The 20,881-nt window shown below is 63.2% G+C and carries 24 protein-coding genes and 1 pseudogene; 17 read left to right on the top strand and 8 right to left on the bottom strand.

Annotated features, from left to right (window positions below):
- Positions 1–14: 14 nt before the first annotated feature.
- The 3 genes from RHIBR816_RS0101235 to RHIBR816_RS0101230 form a co-directional block, all read right to left on the bottom strand.
- On the bottom strand, positions 15–1,478 hold the full coding sequence (locus tag RHIBR816_RS0101235; protein WP_018234715.1) for a TolC family protein: 1,464 nt from the start codon (positions 1,476–1,478) through the stop codon (positions 15–17).
- A complete protein-coding gene (locus RHIBR816_RS38250) occupies positions 1,475–1,702 on the bottom strand; it encodes a hypothetical protein (RefSeq protein ID WP_084810973.1) in 228 nt (75 codons plus the stop codon). Before RHIBR816_RS38250 ends, RHIBR816_RS0101235 begins: the two co-directional genes overlap by 4 nt.
- A 92-nt stretch (positions 1,703–1,794) precedes the next feature.
- The gene (locus RHIBR816_RS0101230) at positions 1,795–2,175 is read right to left on the bottom strand and encodes a hypothetical protein (protein ID WP_026186526.1); all 381 of its coding nucleotides are present in this window, start codon (positions 2,173–2,175) and stop codon (positions 1,795–1,797) included.
- 550 nt (positions 2,176–2,725) lie between these two features.
- Between RHIBR816_RS0101230 and RHIBR816_RS33575 the strand changes: the two genes are divergently transcribed.
- The gene (locus RHIBR816_RS33575) at positions 2,726–3,364 is read left to right on the top strand and encodes a hypothetical protein (protein ID WP_084810972.1); all 639 of its coding nucleotides are present in this window, start codon (positions 2,726–2,728) and stop codon (positions 3,362–3,364) included.
- Between the two features lie 261 nt (positions 3,365–3,625).
- Here the strand turns inward: RHIBR816_RS33575 and RHIBR816_RS0101220 are convergent, their stop codons facing one another.
- Complete coding sequence (locus tag RHIBR816_RS0101220) at positions 3,626–4,174, bottom strand: Crp/Fnr family transcriptional regulator (protein ID WP_026186525.1); 549 nt, start codon at positions 4,172–4,174, stop codon at positions 3,626–3,628.
- Between the two features lie 58 nt (positions 4,175–4,232).
- On the opposite strand from RHIBR816_RS0101220, the gene RHIBR816_RS0101215 reads away from it, so the two are divergent.
- On the top strand, positions 4,233–4,751 hold the full coding sequence (locus tag RHIBR816_RS0101215; RefSeq protein ID WP_026186524.1) for a hypothetical protein: 519 nt from the start codon (positions 4,233–4,235) through the stop codon (positions 4,749–4,751).
- Between the two features lie 127 nt (positions 4,752–4,878).
- Here the strand turns inward: RHIBR816_RS0101215 and RHIBR816_RS0101210 are convergent, their stop codons facing one another.
- Positions 4,879–5,100, bottom strand: coding sequence for a heavy-metal-associated domain-containing protein (locus tag RHIBR816_RS0101210; protein WP_018234710.1), 222 nt, complete (start codon positions 5,098–5,100; stop codon positions 4,879–4,881).
- 188 nt (positions 5,101–5,288) lie between these two features.
- Between RHIBR816_RS0101210 and RHIBR816_RS0101200 the strand changes: the two genes are divergently transcribed.
- From RHIBR816_RS0101200 to RHIBR816_RS0101135, 13 genes are all read left to right on the top strand, one after another.
- Entirely contained in the window at positions 5,289–6,038 is a 750-nt protein-coding gene (locus tag RHIBR816_RS0101200; protein ID WP_018234708.1) for a DUF4336 domain-containing protein, read from the top strand.
- 163 nt (positions 6,039–6,201) lie between these two features.
- Positions 6,202–6,795, top strand: a complete 594-nt coding sequence (gene petA / locus RHIBR816_RS0101195; protein ID WP_018234707.1) for a ubiquinol-cytochrome c reductase iron-sulfur subunit — start codon at positions 6,202–6,204, stop codon at positions 6,793–6,795.
- Between the two features lie 86 nt (positions 6,796–6,881).
- The gene (locus tag RHIBR816_RS0101190; RefSeq protein ID WP_026186522.1) at positions 6,882–7,256 is read left to right on the top strand and encodes a hypothetical protein; all 375 of its coding nucleotides are present in this window, start codon (positions 6,882–6,884) and stop codon (positions 7,254–7,256) included.
- Between the two features lie 110 nt (positions 7,257–7,366).
- Positions 7,367–7,771, top strand: a complete 405-nt coding sequence (locus RHIBR816_RS0101185; protein WP_018234705.1) for a FixH family protein — start codon at positions 7,367–7,369, stop codon at positions 7,769–7,771.
- Complete coding sequence (locus tag RHIBR816_RS0101180; RefSeq protein ID WP_018234704.1) at positions 7,768–9,195, top strand: efflux RND transporter periplasmic adaptor subunit; 1,428 nt, start codon at positions 7,768–7,770, stop codon at positions 9,193–9,195. The genes RHIBR816_RS0101185 and RHIBR816_RS0101180 overlap by 4 nt, the downstream gene beginning before the upstream one ends.
- The gene (locus RHIBR816_RS0101175; RefSeq protein WP_018234703.1) at positions 9,192–12,368 is read left to right on the top strand and encodes an efflux RND transporter permease subunit; all 3,177 of its coding nucleotides are present in this window, start codon (positions 9,192–9,194) and stop codon (positions 12,366–12,368) included. Before RHIBR816_RS0101180 ends, RHIBR816_RS0101175 begins: the two co-directional genes overlap by 4 nt.
- A 232-nt stretch (positions 12,369–12,600) precedes the next feature.
- Positions 12,601–12,960, top strand: coding sequence for a hypothetical protein (locus RHIBR816_RS0101165; RefSeq protein ID WP_018234701.1), 360 nt, complete (start codon positions 12,601–12,603; stop codon positions 12,958–12,960).
- Between the two features lie 107 nt (positions 12,961–13,067).
- Positions 13,068–14,519 carry a multicopper oxidase family protein gene (locus tag RHIBR816_RS0101160; RefSeq protein WP_018234700.1) on the top strand — a complete coding sequence of 484 codons (1,452 nt, stop codon included), beginning with the start codon at positions 13,068–13,070 and terminating at the stop codon, positions 14,517–14,519.
- Between the two features lie 31 nt (positions 14,520–14,550).
- The gene (locus RHIBR816_RS0101155; protein WP_018234699.1) at positions 14,551–14,991 is read left to right on the top strand and encodes a DUF411 domain-containing protein; all 441 of its coding nucleotides are present in this window, start codon (positions 14,551–14,553) and stop codon (positions 14,989–14,991) included.
- 2 nt (positions 14,992–14,993) lie between these two features.
- Positions 14,994–15,632 (top strand): TlpA disulfide reductase family protein, encoded by a 639-nt coding sequence (locus tag RHIBR816_RS0101150; protein WP_198294130.1) that lies wholly within the window; start codon positions 14,994–14,996, stop codon positions 15,630–15,632.
- The gene (locus RHIBR816_RS0101145) at positions 15,629–16,378 is read left to right on the top strand and encodes an SCO family protein (protein ID WP_018234697.1); all 750 of its coding nucleotides are present in this window, start codon (positions 15,629–15,631) and stop codon (positions 16,376–16,378) included. Before RHIBR816_RS0101150 ends, RHIBR816_RS0101145 begins: the two co-directional genes overlap by 4 nt.
- The gene (locus RHIBR816_RS0101140; RefSeq protein WP_018234696.1) at positions 16,372–17,187 is read left to right on the top strand and encodes a DsbA family protein; all 816 of its coding nucleotides are present in this window, start codon (positions 16,372–16,374) and stop codon (positions 17,185–17,187) included. Before RHIBR816_RS0101145 ends, RHIBR816_RS0101140 begins: the two co-directional genes overlap by 7 nt.
- A 7-nt stretch (positions 17,188–17,194) precedes the next feature.
- A complete protein-coding gene (locus RHIBR816_RS0101135; RefSeq protein WP_018234695.1) occupies positions 17,195–17,668 on the top strand; it encodes a cytochrome c in 474 nt (157 codons plus the stop codon).
- Positions 17,669–17,691: 23 nt separating this feature from the next.
- On the opposite strand, the pseudogene RHIBR816_RS38245 reads toward RHIBR816_RS0101135, so the two are convergent.
- The 3 genes and pseudogenes from RHIBR816_RS38245 to RHIBR816_RS0101120 all read right to left on the bottom strand — a co-directional run.
- Positions 17,692–17,853, bottom strand: a pseudogene (locus tag RHIBR816_RS38245) (SAM-dependent methyltransferase); the annotation flags it as partial.
- Between the two features lie 45 nt (positions 17,854–17,898).
- Positions 17,899–18,192 carry a YciI family protein gene (locus RHIBR816_RS0101125; protein ID WP_018234693.1) on the bottom strand — a complete coding sequence of 98 codons (294 nt, stop codon included), beginning with the start codon at positions 18,190–18,192 and terminating at the stop codon, positions 17,899–17,901.
- A gap of 13 nt (positions 18,193–18,205) precedes the next feature.
- Positions 18,206–18,787, bottom strand: a complete 582-nt coding sequence (locus tag RHIBR816_RS0101120; RefSeq protein ID WP_018234692.1) for a TetR/AcrR family transcriptional regulator — start codon at positions 18,785–18,787, stop codon at positions 18,206–18,208.
- Positions 18,788–19,144: 357 nt separating this feature from the next.
- Here RHIBR816_RS0101120 and RHIBR816_RS0101115 point away from each other — a divergent pair, with 357 nt between their 5' ends.
- Both RHIBR816_RS0101115 and RHIBR816_RS0101110 read left to right on the top strand, forming a co-directional pair.
- Positions 19,145–20,413, top strand: a complete 1,269-nt coding sequence (locus RHIBR816_RS0101115; protein WP_157628133.1) for a c-type cytochrome — start codon at positions 19,145–19,147, stop codon at positions 20,411–20,413.
- A gap of 23 nt (positions 20,414–20,436) precedes the next feature.
- Positions 20,437–20,877 carry a DUF4440 domain-containing protein gene (locus RHIBR816_RS0101110; RefSeq protein WP_018234690.1) on the top strand — a complete coding sequence of 147 codons (441 nt, stop codon included), beginning with the start codon at positions 20,437–20,439 and terminating at the stop codon, positions 20,875–20,877.
- Positions 20,878–20,881: the final 4 nt, after the last annotated feature.

Below are 20,881 nucleotides of genomic sequence, written 5' to 3'. Positions count from 1 at the left end.
CGTCTGTTCCTTTCTCAGTGGCCGCCGCCGCCGCTCTCGGCGGCTGCCGCGACTTCCGTTTCGCCGGAAGCCGCTCCTGCGCCGCCGCCATAGATGGCGGGGGCGAGATTGGCCTCGGCCAGCCAGAAATCGCGCTTGGCGTTGACGGCAAGCAGGATCGAGTTGACCTTGTCGCGGCTATCGGCGAGCAGTTCGAAGGTGTTGGTGATCATCGCGTTGTAGGTGAGGAGGGATTCCTCTTCGATCTTGGTCCGCAGCGGCACGACGCTGTTCCGGTAGTGCCGGGCGATATCGTAGTTGGCGCGGTAAGCCTGGTAGGCGGAGCGGGCCTCCGAGCGGACGTTGACCGCCTTTTCCGCCAGCAGGTTCGCCGACCGCATGTAAGCCAGTTCCGCCTTGCGCATGCGGGCCCTGCCGCTGTCGAAGATTGGAATGACGAATTCGAGTTCGGCAATGCCTGTCGTCTCGGTCTCGACGTTGCCGTCTTCCTTTTCCCTTTCGGTCTCGAAGCCGGTCAGGAGTTCGAGGTCAGTGACGTAACGGGTTGCTTCCGTCAGCTTGTAGGATTTGGCTGTCGCTTCGAGGTCAAGTTTCGCCATCTGGAGATCGACACGGCGTTGCAACGCTTCCGCCTCGATCAGATCGCGCTTCATCAGACCCTTCGGCAGGGACGGCAGGCGGTTCGGCACGTGGTAGTCGATGTCCGAGCCCCAGACCCCCATCAACCGCGTCAGCTCTTCCTTGGCGAGCCGGGCCTCCAACCGCACCTTCGCAGACTGTCCTGCCAGCTCGGCGTAGAAGACGTGCTCGCGAGCCTGGGAGCCCTTCGTCATGGCTCCGGTCTCGCCGAGCTTCTGGGCGAGTTCCGAGGCGGCGTCGGCCGCCGCCTGCGCCTGGTTGAGCTGACCGACCGTCTCCCAGGCGGCGACGGCATTGATCCAGGCGCGACGCGTGTCTGCAGCGAGCTGCAGGGTGCGCAGCGCGGCGTTCAACTGCGCCTGCCGGAACCGGGTGTCGGCGATGGCGATATCGCGCTCGCGCGTGGCGAGCGCCAGGATGTTATTTGCAATCACACCCTCGACGGACCTGAATGCCTCGATCCCCGGCGCTCCGATACCGTTGAGGCCAATGGCGACCGTCGGATTGACAAGCATTGTCGACTGCCAGGCGTCGGCAGCCGAGTCTCCAAGATCGGCATAGGCGGCCTGCAGCCCCTTGTTGTTGAGCAGAGCGACCTGGACGGCGGTTTCGACGTCGATGGTCTTCTTCGCCATCAGCGTCTTCACGCGGTCGGAGACGATGCGGGCCTGCTGCTGGTTCTGTACCCAGACCGTCTGCTTGCCCGCAGCCTCAGCGGTCTTGCCCTTGACCAAGGAAAACCCGGCATCCTTCGCTGCGTACTCGGTCGTGGAAACGCAACCGCCGAGTACCAGCGGCAAGACGAGCGTCGCAGCGAGTTTCATCTTGGCTCTGATCATGACGCGTCTCCTTCGGGAGCCTGCACGTCATTCTGATTGCGCCACGGCTTGGGATCGACCGGGACACGGTGGGTGTAGCCCGAGACCGGGCTCGTATATCTGATAGGGCGGACTCCGACCTGGGAGGTGGCGAGGTCGCCTGAAGCAATGACATCGGGAGGCAATGTGGTAGCGCATCCGCTTGCGAAAAGCGGCAATGCGACCACGAAAAACAAAGGTCTCATGGTTATATCCGAATAGGAATTGCAGCGGCGCTGGAGCGCAAATCACGCCCACAAACGCACGGATTCGTTCCGCGAGGAGCGGTTTTACCTACTCAGATATTCGGGGGACGGTGCAGCGGTGGGAGTTCGCCCATCGTGTGGGCGTCGTCGACGAACTCGCGGATGGAGGCTACGCGCGGTCCAGCGACCGAGTCGGCTTCAGCAACAATCGCCATGCTGACGCAGAAGCCCTTGCAGCACTCGGTCTTCACAAGCTTCTGAGCGTCGTCCGGAGAGGATTTCTGATCGCCATGCGAATGCCCACCGCTCGCCATCTCATGATGATGATCGTCGGACTGAGCAACTTCCGAATGGGACCAAGCGCCATGCATGGCGGCAGAGGCAGTCGGCAACGAGTAAACCGTCAGCGACATGACAATCGCCAAGCGGAGCAGAACCAACATCTTTTGCAATGTGATTCGAAACATACCCATGCCTGAGGACTACCATCGGTCCCGAAGTTGTCAATTGTCAACTCGTATCAACACGCGATTCGCGTCGATAGTGTGGCGCAACCACAGCGCCAAACTCGACCCAGCAGCCTGACCAGAGTCTAGTCATAGGGGAATCGCCGTCGGCGCCGCCTTCATGTACACGACGGCCATGCTGGTGAAGATTTAGGCTTGGGCCCCACTGGCATCCCGAAGGCCTTGTTTTCATGGCCACCTTTGCATCGAGGTCGATGCTTTCGCAAAGGAAGGTCTGTCACTGATCGCCAGTCCCAGCTTGCATTAGGTGTGACTGTGGTCGCGGTTTATGGAGGCCGTAAGATGGGCCAAATGCATCATCTTATGCGCGTCACTTAATTAGCTACTTTTCATACTTGACTGGGACATTCACCTTTAAATAGAAGGACGTCGATGCTGTCGGAATCGCTTCGACGGCGTTTCACTGTGATTACCCAAGTTAACGGTGGTGCGCATTGGCATGCCCTCGGTCCGAGGCGCGTGCGCGTTCGTGCGCGCCTTTTTGGAGGAGTTGAAATTGAGTGGTCTGGATTCGTTGTCGTCTTTCGTGCCACTGCTGCCGCCGACAACCCTTCTATCCTATGCGCGCACCTTCCTGAGACTCCTTCATTTTGCCGGCCTGATCATCGGGTTTGGCGGAGCCGTCTTTCTTGATCTGCTTCTGGCGCGGTATCGCCGTATGACCATGACCGCAGACCTTGTCGGCAACATCGAGTGGGTCAGCCGTTTTGTCGCCTTGGGTCTCCTGTTGCTGTGGATCTCCGGTGCTGGCTTCCTTCTGCTCTATCAGGTGAGCGAACCGGAAAAGCTGATGAATCCGAAAATCTGGGCCAAGATCACCATCGTCGCCATCCTGTCGATCAATGGCCTTGCCATTCACCGGCTCGTCCTGCCGTTCCTGCGTCGCCGGATCGGAATGCAGCTCCTGGCGGGACTGAGGCCGAGGGCGAAGGTGACGTTGATCGGCTGTGGTGTCGTCTCCGCCGTTTCCTGGAGCGTGCCCGTCGTGCTCGGCGCTGCGCCGCAGCTCAATTTTGTCGTTTCGTGTGCGGTCATTCTCGCCGCCTACGCTCTGGTGCTGGCTCAGGCTTTCCTGATCGCCGTCTTTGTTCTGCGCGACAAAGCCGATATCGCGGCGGCGGTCGCACCGGACTAGAACATCGGGTCGAGGCATCGCCGCGATGACGATATTGTCCGAAGCCAGGGGCACGGTTACGCGTAGACGACGCCTGCAAAAGGATTATCGAGGCACAGTCTCCGGAGGAAATGAGACCGACCGGCAGACCGCCTGTAGGCCACGTTGCGCGCTTTGGCCTACAGGTGCGAAGAACGGCAATGCCAGAGCGGTGTCTGTCCGCGCAGTCTTGTCCCCGTTCTGTGCTCGATGATCGTATTGTGTCGCTTAGGAAGCGGAAGTTCACAAACGCCGCCGCTTGGACATTTCGCGATACAAGGCCTCCGGGGAGACGCCAATCTCTTCCGCCAATCCCCGCCAGTGACCTTTGGCCGGGACCCTGCCGTCGTTCCATGTAATCCACGCGTTGAGCCGGTCGCTCACCGTGCGCAGGGCGGCGATCTCCGCCCGCTTCCTCGCGCTCTGCAGCTCACGCGAAAGATGGATCGTCCACTCCCGCGCGAAGGCCGGATCATGGTCCAGCAGGTGCCGGATCTCGGCAATCGGCACGAGCAGCGCGCGGGTGGTTGTTGTTGCGACGGCGTCGCAATGATAGCGCTCGGAAAACACGGAGGCTTCGGCAAGGACGGACGCCGCTCCGGACCGCTGTAGCACTGCGGCGCTCCCGTCCGCCTGGTAGCGGACGAGATGCACGCACCCGGCGGTGACCAGGAACATGGCGCGTACCGGGTCGTTGCGGTGGAAGAGGTGTCTGCCCCTCTCGAAAGTCTTGGAGGCCACCGCCTTCGGCCGCAGGCAATCGATAGTGCTCTCGGACATGATAGCTATCATGCCCGAGATGCCCGCTAGCTGGCAAGCTCCGGGCAGTCGAAACAGTCGGATGGCAATCATGAAGTACCAACTGCTTGCGCTCCTTGCCGTGCTACTGCCATTGTCGGCGGCGGCCGATGGAGAGCACGTACACCATTCGCCCTATGCCGGGCAGGAGCTGCGTGAAATCAAGAGCCTTTCGGCGGAGGATGTCGCCGAGCTGGAAAGAGGAGGAGGGTGGGGGCTGGCGAAGGCGGCCGAGCTGAACGGCGTTCCGGGTCCCTCGCATATCCTCGAAATGAAGCGCCATATTGGCTTGAGCGCAGATCAGGAGGCCTCGACGCAGCGCATTTTCCAGACGATGCGAGAGGACGCCGTTCTCGAGGGAAAGAGGCTGATAGCTGCCGAAATGGCGCTGGAGATCGGCTTCCGGGACGGTCCGATCGACCAGCACGGTCTTCGTGCGCGACTTCGGAAGATCGAAGCGATCCGGGCAAACCTGCGCTACGTCCACCTCGCGGCCCATCTGCGGATGATGCGGATTCTGAAGGAAGAACAGGTCAAGCGGTACAACGAACTGCGAGGCTACGGGCGCTGAGCCACCGCGGATCACTGAAGGGCCTTTTCCGAGCTGGATTCGTTTGTTACGTTCTGCTCGTTACCTTTCCATCATTTGCCGATCACACGCGCCGCCTTGGCGCCGCGTGTCTTGCAGATCGTCGATGCTACGCGACGTGGCTGCAGCAGGACTTCTTGAAGGACGCCCGATAACCAGCCTCCTCGATCGCGGCAATGAACACATCGGATCCAACCTCGGAATCGATGGACGCGGTCTTCGCCTCGAGATCGACGGCCACCTTGGCGTTCGGGTCGACGGCTTTGACGGCATGCTCGACCGCGCCGACGCAGTGTCCGCAGGTCATGTCTTCTACGTTGAGATGATACATTTGAAGTTTCCTTTGATCCGACTTGACCGAATGTGGAGCTTGCAACGGGGGCAGGGTCAAGAGTTCCGCAGCGAATTTTTCAGAATGAGGACCACGGACGACGACGACGTCTGATGATCGCTGCTCCGACCACCGTTGCAGACGTCCCGCGATCAGACATACTCCAGCAAGAAGCTAGGAGATGACCTGTGGGTGCCTCTCTCTACGAGCCGGTCAACGTATACAAGCCCATGGGGCCGGACATCGGAATAGTCGATGGACCATTCGAGTACCTGACCGTGGGCGGGGTCAGGCTGCCGCTGCCTTTCACGACCCGGATGACGGTCGTGCGCCTCTCGAATGGTGATCTGTTCCTGCACTCGCCGATCAAATTCGACGAGGCGCTTGCAGGCGAGCTACAGCGGATGGGCGCCATCGGTCACCTCGTTTCGCCCAACCAATTTCACTACGCCCATATCGGGGAGTGGTCGAAAGTCTTCCCCTATGCGATCACCTGGGCCTCGCCGCGGGTGCGTCAGAGGGCGCGCGCCCGGCACATCGACGTCACGTTCGCGCGTGACCTCTATCCCGATCCGCCCGAGGAATGGCGGCAAGACATCGACCAGACGCTGTTCCCGGGCGGATATTTCAAGGAGTTCATCTTCTACCACAAGACCTCGAAGACACTGATCCTGACGGACACGATCATCAACATCGAGCTGGACAAGATGCCCGAGCCCTGGCGAACGGCAACGAAACTCAGCGGAATGTACCATCCCCGCGGGCAGATATTCTTTGGCATGCGGCTGCCCCTGCTGTTGCAGCGGCGAAGGGCCGAGGCAGCGTTCGCGAAAATCCGTTCTTGGCGGCCGGAGCGCATTGTGCTCAGCCATGGCCGGTGTTTCGAGTCCCATTGCGATGATGTCATCGGGAGGATGTTTGGCGGGCCGCCATCTTGAAAATAGGACTATTCCGGCCGCACGAGCGCCGATTAGTGGCGTCAGCCGCATTGCCTGATTGGTTTGCTATTTCTCTTTTTGTGCCGGGCGCGTAAGCTCGGTGCAATGATGCATACGGAAGGCGGCCGAACCTTTTTTCGACTGCGAAGCAGCGATGAGTGACATGGTTGCATCTCCCGCGCCTGAGAACGGCACGGTGGAACCCACCCGACGGGACTTTCTCTATCTGGTGACCGGAATGGCGGGCCTGGTGGGTGCCGGGGCCGCGACCTGGCCGTTCATCGACGTAATGCGCCCCGACGCGTCGACGCTCGCGTTGGCGTCCATCGAGGTGGATGTGTCCTCGCTCGTCGAAGGTATGTCATTGACCGTGAAGTGGCGCGGCCGCCCGGTTTTCATCCGCAACCGGACCCGGCAGGAGATCGAGGCGGCGAAGGCGACGGCACTCGACGACCTGAAGGACCCCGTGGCGCGCAACGCCAACCTTGCCGATGATCAACCGGCGACCGATCTTGCTCGTTCTGCCGGGGAGGGCCGGGAGAACTGGATCGTGATGATCGGTGTCTGCACGCACTTGGGCTGCGTGCCCATTGGACAAGCGGGCGATTTCGGCGGCTGGTTCTGTCCCTGCCACGGGTCCCACTATGATACCGCTGGCCGCGTCCGAAAGGGACCAGCGCCCGAGAATCTCGCCATTCCCCACTTCGAATTCACTTCCGAAAGCGTGGTTCGGATAGGACAGGTCGTCAAGGGTTAGCTTTGGGAAGGGAGAGAGTGCGGCCGTCGGTCGCAACTTTCCGTGAGTGACTTCCAATGGTCCCCAACCTATGCAAGCCTATGCGCATGTTCGCTGTCGTCGCGCTCCGGCGCTTCCTTTGTCTGTTGGCGCTGCTCGGTGTCGTGATCGGTCCCGTGAGCGTTGGCACGGCCGCGAGCGCCATGGCGCTTTCATCCGACATGAAGATGGAAGCGATGGCGGGCATGGACGGCGTCGAAGACATGTCCGATTGCCCGGAGGAACAGCCGGCGCAGAAGAACCGCTGCGGAAGCGCGTGCCCTCTTGCACTGATATGCTCCTCGACGATCTTGGCGCATGAGTACAAGGCTGACGGTTGGCGCATCGACCTTGCATCGCTCGAGCTCTCACATGGTTCCCTCCACGATAGCCATCTTCCGTCGGCAATAGTAGAGCCGCCCGCCCGACCTCCCAAAGCCTGATCTCACCACGTTGGACCGCAGAAATTCGCTCCGCCCGACGGCGGCGCGTGTCCGACTATCCTTTTTGTTTCAAAGACGTGGCCGAGCTGCCCGTCCAGGTGAGATTTCGTATGATCAAGAACATTTTTTCCCCGAGGGGAATCCTCACTTCCCTGGCCATCGCGCTGGCCTCCACAATCACTTCCTTCGCGGCTGCCACGGACTACGAGTTCCAGCTCGTCCAGTCCGAGGTCGCCCACGGACCGGGAGCCACAGTCGCCGTCCGCCTGGTCGACAAGCGGACCGAAAAACCCGTTTCCGACGCGGTGATCTTCACCACCCGTCTGGACATGGCACCGGAAGGCATGGAGGCGATGACCACCTCGGTCGAGCCCCTCTCCTCGACGGAACCCGGCGTCTACCGGTTCAAGACGAACCTCACCATGGAAGGCGGCTGGCGCTTCAAGCTCGCGGCGAAGGTCCAGGGCGAGACCGATACCGTCCAGGGCGAACTGGTTCTGCAGGCGACGCCGTGAAGACTTCCAAATTGCTGCTCCTCGTCAGCTCCCTCGCCATCGCCGGCGGGGGAGGGTACGTGGCTGGCACACGCGGCCTCGCCACCCACCTCAACCAGCTCCTCTCCGGGCAGGCGCTCGGAGAAACCATGCCGCCTGCGGCAACGCCGACGGGCAAGGTCATCTACTATCGGCACCCGGACGGAATGCCGGAATACTCCGCGACGCCGAAACAGGCGGCCGACGGACGTGCTTTCGTCGCGGTTCGGCAAAGCGAGGACGTCTCCTTCGAACCCGTGAAGGCAGTCGCCGAGAACCCGGAACCCGCTGCGGCCACGGGCGAACGGAAGATACTCTATTACCGCAACCCCATGGGCCTTCCGGACACCTCCAGGGTGCCGAAGAAGGATTCGATGGGCATGGATTACATCCCCGTCTACGAGGGCGACGAGGCGGACAGCGGCGTCGTCAAGGTCTCTCTGGGCAAGCTGCAGCGGACCGGAGTTAAGACCGCGACGGCCGAGCGGGCCGTGGTTTCCCGCAAGGTGCGCGTGCCCGGCACGATCGCCTTCGACGAGCGGGGTATCCGGATCGTCTCGATGCGCGCGGATGCCTTCATCGAAGACGTCGCGGACGTCACGACCGGCGACCGCGTCGGGAAAGGGGACCGCCTCTTCCATTTCTATTCGAGGGAGATCGCCAAGGCGGGAGCGGAATACGCGACCGAGCTGCGCGGCGGCGGCAGGCCGGGCCTCGACGTCGGCGGCGCGCTGCAACTGCGCAATCTCGGCGTGCCGGAAGAGGCGATCCAGGCAATCGGCAAGGATCGTGCCGTGCCCCGGAGCATCGCCTATCTTTCGCCGAGCGACGGCGTCGCGCTCGAACGCAGCGCCACCGCGGGCATGATGGCGGAGGCCGGCGATGTGCTGTTCCGCATCGCCGACACGTCCAAGGTCTGGGTGATCGCCGACGTCCCGGAATACGATGCCGCCGCCATCCGGAAAGGTGCTCGCGCAGCCGTCCGGGTGCGAAACCTGCCCGGCAAGGTCTTCGAGGGCACCGTAGACCTGATCTATCCCGAACTTCAGGCTGAGACGCGGACCGCCAAGGTGCGCATCGAGCTGCCGAACGAGGACGGGCTGCTTCTCGCCAACATGTATGCCGAGGTCGAGGTCGCTTCCGGCGAGCCCAGCCCGGTCGTCGCGGTGCCCAACAGCGCCGTGATCGATACCGGAGACCGCCAGCTCGTCTTCGTCGACAAGGGTGAAGGCCGTTTCGAACCGCGCGACGTCGTTCTCGGTGTCCGCGGCGAGGACCGGACCGAGATCGCCAAGGGGATCGAAGCCGGCGAGAGGATCGTCGTCGCCGCCAACTTCCTGCTCGACGCCGAGAGCAACCTGAATGCGGCGCTGAACGCGCTGACCACTAGCGAGGCGCAGCCATGATCTCCAACATCATCGCCTGGTCCGCGCGCAATCTTGTGCTGATCTTCATCGGAGCCGCGCTCTCGATCGCGGCGGGCATATATTCGCTGCGCACGCTTCCGTTGGATGCGATCCCCGATCTCTCCGATGTGCAGGTCATCGTCTTCACCGACTATCCCGGCCAGGCACCGCAAGTCGTCGAGGACCAGGTCACCTATCCGCTGACCACCTCGATGCTGACGGTGCCTCGATCCAGGGTCGTGCGCGGCTTCTCGTTCTTCGGCGTTTCCTTCGTCTACGTGATCTTCGAGGACGGGACCGATCCCTACTGGGCGCGCAGCCGTGTGCTCGAATATCTGAACGCCGCGTCCAGCCGCCTCCCGCAAGGGGTGTCGCCGAGCCTCGGCCCGGACGCGACGGGTGTCGGCTGGGTCTATCAGTATGCCCTCGTCGCCAAGGAACTGTCGCTTGCGGAACTGCGCTCGCTGCAGGACTGGGTGGTGCGTTTCGCGGCATCCAAGTCGGAAGGCGTCTCCGAGGTCGCGAGCGTCGGCGGCTTCGTCAAGCAGTATTCCGTCGTCGTCGACCCGGCCCGGCTGAGGGCCCAGAACGTCACTTTGAAGCAGGTGGCCGACGCGGTCCGCGCCAGCAACCGCGATGTCGGCGGCCGCACCGTCGAAATCTCCGAGTTCGAGTTCATGGTCCGGGGCAAGGGCTATCTGCAGGGCATCAAAGACATCGAGGACATAGCGCTCATGACCGAGGGCGGCGCGCCGCTCCGCCTCGGCGATGTCGCTCGTGTGGAGACGGTTCCCGACGAGCGTCGCGGCATTACGGAGCTCAACGGTGAGGGGGAGGTCGCAAGCGGCATCGTCCTTCAGCGCGTCGGCGAAAACGCCCTCTCGGTGATCGACAGCGCCAAGCAGAGCCTTGCCGCGATCAAGGACAGCCTGCCCGCGGGCACGGAAATCCTGCCCGTCTACGACCGCTCCGAGCTGATCGAGGCCGCGATCGAGACGCTGAAGGGGACGCTGGTCGAGGAGTCGATCGTCGTCGCCCTGGTGACGATCGCCTTCCTGCTGCATGTCCGCAGCGCCCTGGTCGCCATCATCATGCTGCCGATCGGCATCCTGATCGCCTTCGTCGCGATGCGGAGCTTAGGCATCGGGGCCAACATCATGAGCCTCGGCGGCATCGCCATCGCCATCGGGGCGATGATCGACGCGGCGATCGTCATGATCGAGAACGCCCACAAGCATCTTGAGCGCGCGCCGACGGAGAAGCCCCGCACGGAGGTCCTGATCAAGGCTGCGAGCGAGGTCGGTCCGGCGCTGTTCTTCAGCCTGCTGATCATCACCGTGTCGTTCCTGCCGATCTTCACGCTGGAGTCGCAGGAAGGTCGGCTGTTCGGACCGCTTGCCTTCACCAAGACCTTCGCGATGGCGGCGGCCGCGTTGTTGTCGGTCACGCTCGTTCCGGCGCTGATGGTCGTGTTCGTCCGGGGCAGGATCGTGCCGGAGCACAAAAATCCGCTCAACCGCTTCCTGATCTGGGTCTACCGCCCGGTCATATCCGGGGTGCTGCGGGCAAAGACAATCACCATCCTCCTGGCAGTCGCCGCCTTGGCCGTGACGGTGTGGCCGGCCCGCCAGATCGGCAGCGAGTTCATGCCGGCCCTGGACGAGGGCACGCTGATGTACATGCCGACGACCTTGCCCGGCCTGTCGGTCACCAAGGCGGCCGAGCTGATGCAGACGCAGGACCGCATCATCAAGTCGTTTCCGGAGGTCGAGACGGTGTTCGGCAAGGCGGGCAGGGCGCTGACCGCCACCGATCCCGCGCCGACGGAGATGTTCGAGACGATCATCACCCTGAGGCCGAAGTCCGAATGGCGGCCGGGCGTGACGATCGACAACCTGAAGCAGGAGATGGACGCGGCGCTGCAGTTTCCCGGCGTTTCCAACGCCTGGACCATGCCGATCCGGGCTCGCATCGACATGCTGTCGACGGGAATCCGCACGCCCGTCGGCGTCAAAGTCTTTGGCTCCGACCTCAAGGAGATGGAACGGATCGCCCGCGACATCGAGACCGTCCTGAAGGCGGTTCCCGGCACGTCGAGCGCCTACGCCGAGCGGGTGATCGGCGGCTATTATCTCGACATCGTTCCCGACCGCATCGCGCTCGGGCGATATGGCCTCAGTGTCGACGACGTGCAGGAGGTGATCGGCACGGCGCTCGGTTCCGAGGTGGTCACTTCGACGGTCGAGGGCCGCGAGCGCTACGGCGTCGCGGTGCGCTACCCGCGCGCCTTCCGCAGCGATCCGCAATCGATTGCCCGCGACGTCCTGGTCGCGCTTCCGGGCGGCGGCAGCGTGCCGCTCGGCGCGGTGGCGGAGGTGAAGCTGACGCGCGGCGCGACGACGATCCGCACCGAAAACGGCCAGCTCGCCGTCTACGTCTTCGTCGACATCGCCAACCGCGATCTCGGCGGCTACGTCGCCGAGGCGAAGGACGCCATTGCCAGGAGCGTGCAGATGCCGGCCGGATATTCGGTCGCCTGGAGCGGCCAGTACGAGTATCTGGAACGGGCCAAGGCTCGCCTCGCAATCGTCGTGCCGCTGACGCTGGCGCTGATCTTCCTCTTGCTCTTCCTGAACTTCAAGCGGCTGACCGAAACGCTGATCGTCATGCTGTCGCTGCCGTTCGCGCTCGTCGGCGGCATCTGGCTGATGTGGTGGCTGGGCTTCAACGCCTCGGTCGCCGTGGTGGTGGGCTTCATCGCCCTTGCCGGGGTGGCGGCCGAGACGGGTGTGATCATGCTGATCTATCTCGACCAGGCCCTTGGAGAAAGGCGCGCGGCGTGCTTGGCGGAGGCGCGCGCGTTCACGAGAGCCGATCTGCATGAGGCGATCATGGTCGGAGCGGTCGAGCGTGTACGGCCAAAGATGATGACCGTCGTCGCGATCATGGCGGGCCTCGTGCCGATCCTCTGGAGCACCGGAACCGGATCGGAAATCATGCAGCGGATCGCCGTGCCGATGATCGGTGGCATGATCTCGTCGACGATCCTGACGCTCGCGGTGATCCCGGCGATCTACGGGCTGGTCAAGGGCTGGCGGCTGGCGGAGAATTCCGACAGCCAACCGGCCGCCAACGAACCCGAGCCGGCGCTTCTGAGCGAGGCGGCTGAATGAATGGAGGACACCACGATGAACGACATGATGGGCGGCGGCATGATGTGGGGCATGGGCGGCGTCGGCATCCTCGCACTGCTCGTGATCGCGCTCGTGATTTCGGCTCTCATCAAGCATCTGTTCTTCCGCTGATGCTTCGCCGCACGTCGGATAACGCACTGTTGACGGCGTGCGCCGCCGGAGGGGCGCATCCCCGCTTGTATTTGCAGAAGTTCGGCGCGATTCTTTCGTCATGAAGCACGGGTCGGTCCGACAGCTTGTTCTTTTCCTCCTCGCGGCCTTCGTCGCCGCGGGGATGGGCCTCTCGGTCGCCCAGGCGAGCGGCATGGCCGCCAGGATGGCGACGATGTCCGACATGGCAATGCCGGACCACGGCGATTGCCAGGGTTGTCCTGACCAGCCCGGCGACGGCGGCATGATGGCCATGGCCTGTGGAAATGTCTGTGCCGCCCCCGTCATCGCGCCTGTGCCCCTTGCGGCCGCCTTGCCAGCCGGGGCGACCCTGGCCTTCGTGGCCGCCCCTGTTCTTTTTCTGAATGGCAGGACCCTGCCTCCCGATCCCGACCCGCCACGAACCTCCGACATCGGCTGATCCCCGGCTGCCGCCCAAGCGGCGGAGCCGGGCGAATGAACGCGTGCATTGATTGCCGAGCAAGGCGCTGTGCGTGATCACGATGAATGGAAGGATCGAATGTGACTATGGAATTCAACCGCCCTGTGTCGCGCCGGAATCTGCTCCGGAGCGGCGGGGGCCTTCTCCTGGCGGCCTCGCTGCCACCCGCCGGTGCGCGGGCAACGCCGCCCAAGGACTACCGGGTCGTAGCCGGACCCGCCCGCGCACGGCTGGCCGGTCCCGAGCATCCGGAAACGGACGTCTGGACATACAACGGGACGGTGCCCGGCTCGCTTGTGAGACTCCGCCAGGGCGAGCCAGCTCGCCTCGTCGTCGAAAACCGCCTCGACCAGGAGACGACCGTGCACTGGCACGGAATACGGCTTCCCAATGCCATGGACGGGGTGCCAGGACTGACACAGCCGCCGATCAAGCCCGGCGAGAGCTTCGTCTACGAGTTCACGCCGCCGGACGCCGGAACCTTCTGGTACCACCCGCATGCCAACAGCCTGGAGCAACTTGGACGCGGTCTCGCTGGAGCGGTGATCGTCGAGGAGCGCGAATCCGTCGCCGTCGGCCGCGACCTTCTCTGGGTCATTTCCGACTGGCGGTTGAGCGACGGAGCTCGGATCGCCTCGGGTTTCGGCAACGGCATGGAGGCGGCGATGTCCGGCCGCGTCGGCAACACCGTGACGCTCAACGGCAGCGTTTCGGAGGCCGAACCCTTCCAGGCGGGCGAGCGCGTCCGCCTGCGCCTCGCCAATGCTTCGCTCGCACGGATCATGGCGTTGCGCTTCGAGGGACATCGCCCCGTGATCGTCGCGCTCGACGGCCAGCCGTCCGATCCGCACGAGCCCGAGGGCGGACGCATCCTGCTCGGCCCGGCCATGCGCATCGACCTCATGCTCGACATGCAGGGCGAGCCGGGAAGGCGTTACGACGTCATCGACGATTTCTACGACGGCCTGTCCTACCGACTGACGCAGCTTGCCTATGACGCGCGACCGCCGCTGCGCGCGCACTCTCCCGGCGCGCCGCTGGACCTTCCCCGCAACCCCCTGCCGGAGCCGGACCTTGCTTCGGCCGAACGCCACACGCTGACCCTCCAGGGCGGGATGATGAGCATGGGCGGCATGTCCGGTATGGGCGGGATGATGGGCGGCGGCATGATGGGCATGGGCCATATGGGAATGGGGAAGGGCGCGGTCTGGTCGATCAACGGCCAGTCAATGACGGGGGACGGCCATGCCGGGATGGAACCCGCGCTCGTGTTCCAGCGCGGCCGCAGCGTCGTGCTGGAACTGCGCAACGACACCGCCTGGTGGCACCCGATGCATTTCCACGGGCATAGCCTGAGGGTGCTGACCCGCAACGGCGCGACCGTCCCGCATCGCCAGTGGCAGGACACCGTGCTGATGGCACCGAAGGACGTCGTCGAGGTCGCCTTCGTCGCCGACAATCCCGGCGACTGGATGCTGCACTGCCATGTCATGGACCACCAGATGTCCGGCATGATGACCGTGCTGCGCGTCGCCTGAACCAAACAGACCTTACTCAAGGAGAACCGAAATGAACCGCACGATCCGCCTCATGAGCCTCGCCGCTCTCGTCGCCTGCGCCACGCCGGCGCTCGCCGATCCCCTTCAGGCGACACTCTACAAGAACCCGCAATGCGGCTGCTGCGAGGGCTATGCCGCCTATCTCCGCGACAACGGCTTCAAGGTCGACGTGAAGCCGACCAACGACCTTCTCGAGATCAGCCACAAGGCAGGCGTGCCGGAAGGAATGGAGGGCTGCCACACGATGTTCATCGACGGCTACGCAGTCGACGGGCATGTTCCGGTGAACGTCGTCCGCAAGCTCCTCAAGGAGAGACCGCCGATCGCCGGCATCACCCTGCCGGGCATGCCGATGGGTTCGCCCGGCATGGCCGGGACGAAGACCGAGAAGTTCGTGATCTACACTGTCCCGAAGGACGGCAAGGCACCGGAAGTCTATGCGAGGGAATGACGATGGCGGCTCGCATCTTCGGAGCCAGCCGATACACCCCACGCCGTCGGCTGCTGTTTCTGCTGGCTGCCTTGGGCGTCGTTGGAGTGGCGGGCACATTCATGTTCCACGCCGCCCCAGTCGGGCTGGCGCTCGAGGGGGTTCCGAAGGGTTTCGTGCTCAGCGATGGTCCGAAACCCGTGCCGGATGTCCGCTTCACTGACGGCGACGGGCGGCCGGGCGCGCTCGCCGATTTCCGCGGCAAGGTCGTGCTGCTCAACGTGTGGGCGACCTGGTGCGGGCCATGCCGCAAGGAGATGCCGACGCTCGATCGGCTGCAGGCGGCACTAGGCGGACCGAACTTCGAGGTCGTCGCCCTCTCGATCGACCGCCAGGGAGCGGAGGTCGTGAGGACGTTCTATTCGGAGATCGGCGTGCGGAACCTCGCCCTGCACGTCGATGCCAGCGGCCAGGCGCTGTCCGCCCTGGCGGCGTTGGGCTTGCCGACCACGATACTGATCGACACCGAGGGGAGGGAACTTGGTCGGCTGATGGGTCCCGCCGAATGGGACGCTCCGGAGATGGTCGCGTTCCTCCGGTCGGTCGTTGAACCGAAAGGAGAGAAGATGGCCGTCCCCGAGAACAGGGAAGATATGCAATGAGCGTTCCAAGTCTTATCGAGAAGGCCGCGATCTTCGGCTCGCCAAGACGGCTGCCTGTCCTCGGAATGGCTGCGCTGGCGATCGCCGTGATGTTCGCGTTGGCTGGCCCTGCAGCGGCGCACTCACTCGAGGACGTCGATCAGGACCTGCGAGACAAGGAACAATATTTCCAGGCTGCCGACAGCGCCGCGCCGGGCTTCACCTTGCAAAACGCCGATGGCCGCGCCGTCAGCCTCGGGGACCTCGGCGGCAAGGTCGTCGTCCTGAATTTCGTCTACACCAACTGTCCCGACGTCTGCCCGCTGCACGCCGAGCGGATCGCCGAGCTTCAGAAGATGGTGAACCAGTCGCCGATGAAGGCGATGGTCGAGTTCGTCACCATCACCACGGACCCGAAGCATGACAGGGGTTCTGTCCTGCGCGACTACGGCGAGGCGCACGGCCTCGATCCGGCGAACTGGGACTTCCTGACGTCCGCGCCGGGCAAGCCCGAGGACGCGACGCGCAGGATCGCCGAGGCCTACGGGCTCAAGTTCACCCGCGGCGAGAACGGCATGCAGATGCACGGGATCGTCACCCACGTCATCGATCAGGACGGCCGCCTGCGCGCCCGCTTCCACGGGTTAAAGTTCGAACCCGTCAATCTTGTCGTCTTCGTCAACGCCCTCACCAACCGAACCCAAAAGCCGCATCCGCACCGGCAGCGGGGCTTCTGGGACAAGCTCAAAGGATCGCTCCCATGGTAGCCGACCCGCAGGATTCGTCATCGGACTCGCTCGAACCGGGCACCGCGACCGGAAGACGGGGCTGGAGCCTGAGACCGCTGGTATTCTGTTCTTTCGCGCTGGCCGCGTTGTCTGCCGTGCTGTCTGCCGTCGCGTTGCTGTATGCGGCGGGAGTTCTTCCGCCGTTTCGCGCCAGCGACGATCTCGACCGCCAACTGCACGCCTATCTCCTCAAGAAGCCCGAGGTCATCCTTGAATCCGTTAGGGGCCTGGAGGCCCGCCAGCAGGCCGCGGCGGACAGCCAAGCGACTGCTGTGATCGCCGAGCGGCGCGACGAAATCTTCAACGATCCGGACGCGCCGGTCGGGGCCAATCCCGAGGGCGACGCCATCCTCGTCGAGTTCTTCGACTACAACTGTCCTTACTGCCGCCAGGCCACGCCGCTGCTCGGCAAGCTCGAGCAGGCCGACCGGGGCCTGCGCCTCGTCTACAAGGAATATCCGATCCTCGGTCAGGGCTCCGCCTTTGCCGCCCGCGCCGCGCTGGCGAGCCGCAAGCAAGGCAAGTATCTTGCCTTCCACCAGGCAATGATGACCTACGAGGGCCGGATCACTGAGACCTCCAGTCTCGAGGTCGCGGCCCGGATAGGCATCGACGTCGAGCGCCTGAAAAAGGACATGGCGGACCCGGCGATCGACGCGGCCATCAAGCGCAATATTGCTCTCGCCGGAGCCTTGCGCATCTCGGGCACGCCGAGCTTCGTCATCGGCGACGGTATCGTCGATGAAGCGACGCTGAAGCGGCTGATCACGTCGGCACGGGGGAGCTAGGGCGGGGATGTCTTCGAGCACGGTTCTCTTGGCAGTGCTGGGGATTGCCGTGGCTGGCCTGGGACTCATAGGAGCATGGCCATGGCTGGCGCTTCCGATTGCGAACGGCGACGCCTCGACCGAGACCGTCGCGCTCGGCAAGGCGCTCTATGCCAGGCATTGCGCCGCCTGCCACGGAGCGGACCTCGAAGGGCAGCGCGACTGGAAAAGCCCGCTGGCCTCCGGACGCATGCCCGCGCCGCCGCACGATGCGTCCGGCCACACCTGGCATCATGCGGACGGCATGCTTTTCCGCATCACCAAGCAGGGGCCGGCAGCGGTCGTCGGCGGCGGTTACCAAAGCGACATGCCGGGATTCGGGAATGTCATGAGCGACAGTGAAATCCGCGCCGTGATCGCCTTCATCAAATCCACCTGGCCGGAACGGGAGCGCGAGTATCAGGCGGAGATCAGCCGTCGCGAGCGGGAAACTACGCAGTAATGCATGCGCCATTCGGATCGTCGTCACGGCCGCGCGCCGCCTTCGTACATGAACGTCATCGGCCTCGGATCCCGCATGTAGCCGGTCTCGAGCCGATCGATGCGGAAACCGCCGTCTTCTATCATCGATCGGATCGGGCGGTTGAGGTGGCAGCCGCCGCTCATACGCCTTCGGACCGGAGTGATGCAAAGTCGATCGGGCCTCTTCGAATGCGGCCCGCATGATCGCGCTCATGCTGCCGTCTTCACGAAATCCAGGGCGGAAGCGGTGCGCTTCGGATCGATTTCGTATGTCTCGGCGGTCACGATCCCCTGTGCGACGAAGGGGTCGGCAGCGATGCGCGCATCGTGCGCATCACGACTCTCCCCATGAGCGAGGATTGCGCCGCCTGCGGCGGGCTGGAGCGAGCCGACGCAGAGGAACACGCCATCGGCGAACCCTTGCGCTATCCAGTTGTTATGCGCCGCCATGAAGTCCGGCGCGGCGGCGCCGTTCTCTGCAAATCTCAGAAAAGTGACGAACATAAGTGCTCCTTGTTTATGTCGATTGCGAAAGGTCCGGCAGGGACGCTAGCCAATGTTCGATCCCTGCCACTTCGTTGCGGATGAATGCCTCGTCCTTGAAGGCGGTCGCCATCACCGCCACTCCCTGCGACCAGGAAAGAAGATGCAGCGCCAGCGTCTCGGGCCGGTCAACGGCACCAAGAGCACGCATCTGTTCGGTGAGCCAGTCGCGGAACAGACCGAGGATTTCGGTCGCGCGGCCCTGCGCGGCATGATCCAGTTTGGCGAGTTCAGAGCAAAGCGTTCCGACCGGGCAGCCGAAATCCATGATCTGGGTTCGGTTGGCGATCAGCATATGAATGAAGGACAGGATGCGCTCGCGCGGACCGTCGCCCTCGGCCTGCCAGCCGTCGAGCATCGCCCGTGTCCGCTCCGTTCTGCGGGCAATTACGGCATCCAGTATGTCGTCCTTGGTCTTGAAGTGGTGATAGAAATTCCCGCGCGAGATGCCCACGGCTGCGGCGACGTCAGCAAAGGACGTGGCCTCGAATCCGCTCTCGTAGAAGAGGGCATCCGCCTGTTCGACAATCAGGTCACGGGTTGACTGTGCTGGCATTTACCTTCGGCACCCTGTTTGACCCATGAGAATTAGGACGAATGTCCTAATTCTGTCAAGACGACTTCCGCGAGGTAAAGGCGGCTTGGATGCGCTGTCCGGTAACGTTCGGGCAGAGGGCGCGCCGTACATGCTTACACTGTCGCATTGCAGACACGCGGATTAGGTGTAGCATGATCGTTTGCTAATATTCGGTCGGTTCTGCGCTTCGCGCAACGGGGACCCCGCGAAACTCCACATGACCGCCGATTGAGCTTCGTGTCCTGGGAGGAACATGTCATGCAAAGGCGTGGGCGGGTTTATGCTTTATTTCTTTCGCTTCTTCTATCGACGGCCCTCATTCCGGCCGTTGCGCAAATGAAGAAGTCAACAGGTGGCAAGGAGTTTGAAGCTGCAGTTGCCGAGCAGGCGAAACGGTATCTCGAGGAAGGACGCGAGACGTTCCGCTTCGACACATTCGGCAGCGAGGATTTTTGGGGTGGCAAGCTTAAGCTGCACGAAGCGATAGCGGGCGAAAAGGCCGGGGGCGTGGGAGCAGGCCTCAGTCCGGAAAAAGCTCTTGAGCTTGGATTGAAAGTCGATGTGAACGCGATCCCGAAGGACGTGGCCGAGGCACTCAACAGGGGCGAGGTCGATCTCAAGGACCCGGCCAGCACCCTCGTCCTGCTCAAGTCCAATGCCGTCGTCGGTGTGACCGGCTTTTTTGGCGAGGATGGCAAGACCTTGAGGGCCGTGGGCATCCAGTGCGCATTGTGCCATTCGACAGTCGACGACGCCTATGCGCCCGGAATCGGGCACCGTCTCGACGGCTGGCCCAACCGTGACCTCAACATCGGCGCGATCGTCTTATTGGCGCCCGATCTGAGTGCCTTTACGGACATGCTGCAGGTCAGCGAAGACGACGTGAAAAAGGCGCTGGCCGCCTGGGGACCCGGAAAATTCGATGCCGAACTCAATCTCGATGGCAAGGCCTTCCGGCCGGACGGAAAGACCGCCGCCACGCTCAATCCTCCAGCCTTCGGACTGGCCGGCGTCAACAATCACACCTGGACCGGGGCGTGGGGCACGGTCAGTTACTGGAACGCTTACGTCGGCAATCTCGAAATGCACGGAAAGGGCGTCTTCTACGATCCGCGCCTGGATGATGCCGCGAAGTATCCGGTTGCTGCCAGGACGAAGCAGGGCCACAAGCAAGACAAGGAGGATCGCATCACGGCCGAGCTGCCTGCCCTCCACTTCTACCAGCTTGCGCTGCCAACCCTAAAACCGCCGGATGGCGCCTTCGATAGGGCCGCAGCGGAAAAGGGAAAGGCCCTCTTCAACGACAAGGCCAAATGCGCCACCTGCCACGTGCCGCCGATCTTCACCGAGCCTGGCTGGAACCTGCACAAGGCGGAGGAGATCGGAATCGATGACTTCCAGGCGATGCGGTCTCCGGATGAACGGTACCGAACGGCGCCTCTCCGTGCCCTGTGGGACATGGAAAAGGTGCACAAGGGTGGGTTTTACCACGACGGGCGGTTCGCCACCCTCCGAGACGTCGTAGACCATTACGACGGTCACCTCGATCTCAAGCTGACCGATCAGGAAAAAGGTGACCTGATCGAATATCTCAAGTCGATCTGACGCAAGCGTCCGAGGACACCAAGATGTTAGAACCTGAGCTAGAGAAATTGATCGAGCAGGATCACGGGGCTCTGGATGCCTTCGTGAAGGGCAACCCTGAGCCTTTAAAAGAACTCTACTCGCGACGGGATGACGTCATCATCGCCAACCCGTTCGGCCCGCCTGCGAAGGGCTGGGAATTGGCCGCCGCGACGATGGAAAGGGCTGCCACCCATTACCGGGACGGTGAGGCCACCGGTTTTGAGCGCATCTCCGAGTACGCGACCCCGGAGTTGGGATACATCATCGAGATCGAGCGATTCCAATCCAAGGTCGGTGGCGGGGACAAGCTGGTACCGCTTGACCTTCGGGTCACCACCATCTTCCGGCGGGAGGAAGGCGTGTGGAGGATCGTCCTTCGCCATGCCGATCCGATTACCTCAGCGCGCCCGCCCGAATCCATAATTGGAGCGGAAAACGATTAGAGGT

The organism is Ensifer sp. BR816, assembly GCF_000378985.1.
Classification (GTDB): Bacteria; Pseudomonadota; Alphaproteobacteria; order Rhizobiales; family Rhizobiaceae; genus Sinorhizobium.
The sequence above is the reverse complement of the archived record's forward strand: the minus strand, read 5'-3'. Positions and strand labels throughout refer to the sequence as shown.

What these genes read in the sequence shown, in the direction of transcription:
- RHIBR816_RS0101235 (WP_018234715.1), bottom strand. Translation starts at nt 1,478, where the DNA reads ATGATCAGAGCCAAGATGAAACTCGCTGCGACGCTCGTCTTGCCGCTG.
- RHIBR816_RS38250 (WP_084810973.1), bottom strand. Translation starts at nt 1,702, where the DNA reads ATGAGACCTTTGTTTTTCGTGGTCGCATTGCCGCTTTTCGCAAGCGGA.
- RHIBR816_RS0101230 (WP_026186526.1), bottom strand. Translation starts at nt 2,175, where the DNA reads ATGGGTATGTTTCGAATCACATTGCAAAAGATGTTGGTTCTGCTCCGC.
- RHIBR816_RS0101220 (WP_026186525.1), bottom strand. Translation starts at nt 4,174, where the DNA reads ATGATAGCTATCATGTCCGAGAGCACTATCGATTGCCTGCGGCCGAAG.
- RHIBR816_RS0101215 (WP_026186524.1), top strand. Translation starts at nt 4,233, where the DNA reads ATGAAGTACCAACTGCTTGCGCTCCTTGCCGTGCTACTGCCATTGTCG.
- RHIBR816_RS0101210 (WP_018234710.1), bottom strand. Translation starts at nt 5,100, where the DNA reads ATGTATCATCTCAACGTAGAAGACATGACCTGCGGACACTGCGTCGGC.
- petA (WP_018234707.1), top strand. Translation starts at nt 6,202, where the DNA reads ATGGTTGCATCTCCCGCGCCTGAGAACGGCACGGTGGAACCCACCCGA.
- RHIBR816_RS0101190 (WP_026186522.1), top strand. Translation starts at nt 6,882, where the DNA reads ATGTTCGCTGTCGTCGCGCTCCGGCGCTTCCTTTGTCTGTTGGCGCTG.
- RHIBR816_RS0101185 (WP_018234705.1), top strand. Translation starts at nt 7,367, where the DNA reads ATGATCAAGAACATTTTTTCCCCGAGGGGAATCCTCACTTCCCTGGCC.
- RHIBR816_RS0101175 (WP_018234703.1), top strand. Translation starts at nt 9,192, where the DNA reads ATGATCTCCAACATCATCGCCTGGTCCGCGCGCAATCTTGTGCTGATC.
- RHIBR816_RS0101165 (WP_018234701.1), top strand. Translation starts at nt 12,601, where the DNA reads ATGAAGCACGGGTCGGTCCGACAGCTTGTTCTTTTCCTCCTCGCGGCC.
- RHIBR816_RS0101160 (WP_018234700.1), top strand. Translation starts at nt 13,068, where the DNA reads ATGGAATTCAACCGCCCTGTGTCGCGCCGGAATCTGCTCCGGAGCGGC.
- RHIBR816_RS0101155 (WP_018234699.1), top strand. Translation starts at nt 14,551, where the DNA reads ATGAACCGCACGATCCGCCTCATGAGCCTCGCCGCTCTCGTCGCCTGC.
- RHIBR816_RS0101150 (WP_198294130.1), top strand. Translation starts at nt 14,994, where the DNA reads ATGGCGGCTCGCATCTTCGGAGCCAGCCGATACACCCCACGCCGTCGG.
- RHIBR816_RS0101145 (WP_018234697.1), top strand. Translation starts at nt 15,629, where the DNA reads ATGAGCGTTCCAAGTCTTATCGAGAAGGCCGCGATCTTCGGCTCGCCA.
- RHIBR816_RS0101140 (WP_018234696.1), top strand. Translation starts at nt 16,372, where the DNA reads ATGGTAGCCGACCCGCAGGATTCGTCATCGGACTCGCTCGAACCGGGC.
- RHIBR816_RS0101135 (WP_018234695.1), top strand. Translation starts at nt 17,195, where the DNA reads ATGTCTTCGAGCACGGTTCTCTTGGCAGTGCTGGGGATTGCCGTGGCT.
- RHIBR816_RS0101125 (WP_018234693.1), bottom strand. Translation starts at nt 18,192, where the DNA reads ATGTTCGTCACTTTTCTGAGATTTGCAGAGAACGGCGCCGCCGCGCCG.
- RHIBR816_RS0101120 (WP_018234692.1), bottom strand. Translation starts at nt 18,787, where the DNA reads ATGCCAGCACAGTCAACCCGTGACCTGATTGTCGAACAGGCGGATGCC.
- RHIBR816_RS0101115 (WP_157628133.1), top strand. Translation starts at nt 19,145, where the DNA reads ATGAAGAAGTCAACAGGTGGCAAGGAGTTTGAAGCTGCAGTTGCCGAG.
- RHIBR816_RS0101110 (WP_018234690.1), top strand. Translation starts at nt 20,437, where the DNA reads ATGTTAGAACCTGAGCTAGAGAAATTGATCGAGCAGGATCACGGGGCT.